The sequence below is a fragment of the Streptomyces aureoversilis genome, from assembly GCF_042657885.1.
GTDB lineage: Bacteria > Actinomycetota > Actinomycetes > Streptomycetales > Streptomycetaceae > Streptomyces > Streptomyces aureoversilis.
Genome location: NZ_JBHSKJ010000053.1, coordinates 1 through 3203, shown reverse-complemented (window position 1 = coordinate 3203; position 3203 = coordinate 1). Strand labels below are relative to the sequence as shown.

Sequence of the window (3203 nt, the reverse complement as noted above, 5' to 3'; positions counted from 1 at the left end):
GTGGGTGATGGGTGGCTGGTCGTTGCTTGAGAACTGCACAGTGGACGCGAGCATCTGTGGCCAAGTTTTTAAGGGCGCACGGTGGATGCCTTGGCACCAGGAACCGATGAAGGACGTGGGAGGCCACGATAGGCCCCGGGGAGCTGTCAACCAAGCTTTGATCCGGGGGTGTCCGAATGGGGAAACCCGGCAGTCGTCATGGGCTGTCACCCGCTGCTGAACACATAGGCAGTGTGGAGGGAACGCGGGGAAGTGAAACATCTCAGTACCCGCAGGAAGAGAAAACAACCGTGATTCCGGGAGTAGTGGCGAGCGAAACCGGATGAGGCCAAACCGTATGCGTGTGATACCCGGCAGGGGTTGCGTATACGGGGTTGTGGGATCTCTTTTTCATAGTCTGCCGGCTGTGAGACGAGTCAGAAACCGTTGGTGTAGGCGAAGGACATGCGAAAGGTCCGGCGTAGAGGGTAAGACCCCCGTAGCTGAAACATCAACGGCTCGTTTAAGAGACACCCAAGTAGCACGGGGCCCGAGAAATCCCGTGTGAATCTGGCGGGACCACCCGTTAAGCCTAAATATTCCCTGGTGACCGATAGCGGATAGTACCGTGAGGGAATGGTGAAAAGTACCGCGGGAGCGGAGTGAAATAGTACCTGAAACCGTGTGCCTACAAGCCGTGGGAGCGTCGCGCATCGAGCTTGCTCGGTGCGTCGTGACTGCGTGCCTTTTGAAGAATGAGCCTGCGAGTTTGCGGTGTGTTGCGAGGTTAACCCGTGTGGGGAAGCCGTAGCGAAAGCGAGTCCGAATAGGGCGATTGAGTAGCGCGCCCAAGACCCGAAGCGGAGTGATCTAGCCATGGGCAGGTTGAAGCGGAGGTAAGACTTCGTGGAGGACCGAACCCACCAGGGTTGAAAACCTGGGGGATGACCTGTGGTTAGGGGTGAAAGGCCAATCAAACTCCGTGATAGCTGGTTCTCCCCGAAATGCATTTAGGTGCAGCGTCGTGTGTTTCTTGCCGGAGGTAGAGCACTGGATAGGCGATGGGCCCTACCGGGTTACTGACCTTAGCCAAACTCCGAATGCCGGTAAGTGAGAGCGCGGCAGTGAGACTGTGGGGGATAAGCTCCATGGTCGAGAGGGAAACAGCCCAGAGCATCGACTAAGGCCCCTAAGCGTACGCTAAGTGGGAAAGGATGTGGAGTCGCAGAGACAACCAGGAGGTTGGCTTAGAAGCAGCCACCCTTGAAAGAGTGCGTAATAGCTCACTGGTCAAGTGATTCCGCGCCGACAATGTAGCGGGGCTCAAGCGTACCGCCGAAGTCGTGTCATTCCAGCACATACCCCCAACGGGGGCTGGGATGGGTAGGGGAGCGTCGTGTGCCGGGTGAAGCAGCCGCGGAAGCGAGTTGTGGACGGTTCACGAGTGAGAATGCAGGCATGAGTAGCGATACACACGTGGGAAACGTGTGCGCCGATTGACTAAGGGTTCCTGGGTCAAGCTGATCTGCCCAGGGTAAGTCGGGACCTAAGGCGAGGCCGACAGGCGTAGTCGATGGACAACCGGTTGATATTCCGGTACCCGCTTTGAAACGCCCAATATCGAATCAGGCGATGCTAAGTCCGTGAAGCCGTTCCGGATCCTTCGGGTGAAGGAAAGTGGTGGAGCCGACGACCCAGACTTGTAGTAGGTAAGCGATGGGGTGACGCAGGAAGGTAGTCCAGCCCGGGCGGTGGTTGTCCCGGGGTAAGGGTGTAGGCCGTGTGGTAGGCAAATCCGTCACACGTTAAGGCTGAGACCTGATGCCGAGCCGATTGTGGTGAAGTGGATGATCCTATGCTGTCGAGAAAAGCCTCTAGCGAGTTTCATGGCGGCCCGTACCCTAAACCGACTCAGGTGGTCAGGTAGAGAATACCGAGGCGTTCGGGTGAACTATGGTTAAGGAACTCGGCAAAATGCCCCCGTAACTTCGGGAGAAGGGGGGCCATTTCCGGTGATGGGATTTACTTCCTGAGCTGGGGGTGGCCGCAGAGACCAGCGAGAAGCGACTGTTTACTAAAAACACAGGTCCGTGCGAAGCCGTAAGGCGATGTATACGGACTGACGCCTGCCCGGTGCTGGAACGTTAAGGGGACCGGTTAGCTCCACTTCGGTGGGGCGAAGCTGAGAACTTAAGCGCCAGTAAACGGCGGTGGTAACTATAACCATCCTAAGGTAGCGAAATTCCTTGTCGGGTAAGTTCCGACCTGCACGAATGGCGTAACGACTTCTCGACTGTCTCAACCATAGGCCCGGTGAAATTGCACTACGAGTAAAGATGCTCGTTTCGCGCAGCAGGACGGAAAGACCCCGGGACCTTTACTATAGCTTGATATTGGTGTTCGGTTCGGCTTGTGTAGGATAGGTGGGAGACTGTGAAGCCGTGGCGCCAGCCATGGTGGAGTCGTCGTTGAAATACCACTCTGGTCGTGCTGGATGTCTAACCTGGGTCCGTGATCCGGATCAGGGACAGTGTCTGGTGGGTAGTTTAACTGGGGCGGTTGCCTCCTAAAGGGTAACGGAGGCGCCCAAAGGTTCCCTCAGCCTGGTTGGCAATCAGGTGTTGAGTGTAAGTGCACAAGGGAGCTTGACTGTGAGACCGACGGGTCGAGCAGGGACGAAAGTCGGGACTAGTGATCCGGCGGTGGCTTGTGGAAGCGCCGTCGCTCAACGGATAAAAGGTACCCCGGGGATAACAGGCTGATCTTCCCCAAGAGTCCATATCGACGGGATGGTTTGGCACCTCGATGTCGGCTCGTCGCATCCTGGGGCTGGAGTCGGTCCCAAGGGTTGGGCTGTTCGCCCATTAAAGCGGTACGCGAGCTGGGTTTAGAACGTCGTGAGACAGTTCGGTCCCTATCCGCTGTGCGCGTAGGAGTCTTGAGAAGGGCTGTCCCTAGTACGAGAGGACCGGGACGGACGAACCTCTGGTGTGCCAGTTGTCCTGCCAAGGGCATGGCTGGTTGGCTACGTTCGGGAGGGATAACCGCTGAAAGCATCTAAGCGGGAAGCCTGCTTCGAGATGAGGACTCCCACCCACTTGATGGGGTAAGGCTCCCAGTAGACGACTGGGTTGATAGGCCAGGTGTGGAAGACCGGTAACGGTTGGAGCTGACTGGTACTAATAGGCCGAGGGCTTGTCCTCAGTTGCTCGCGTCCACTGTGT

1 rRNA gene is annotated in these 3203 nt (G+C 57.2%); it reads left to right on the top strand.

The features are described 5' to 3' along the window. Positions 1 to 58 precede the first annotated feature (58 nt). Positions 59 to 3182: ribosomal RNA gene (locus ACFPP6_RS36285) — 23S ribosomal RNA — on the top strand. Positions 3183 to 3203 lie beyond the last annotated feature (21 nt).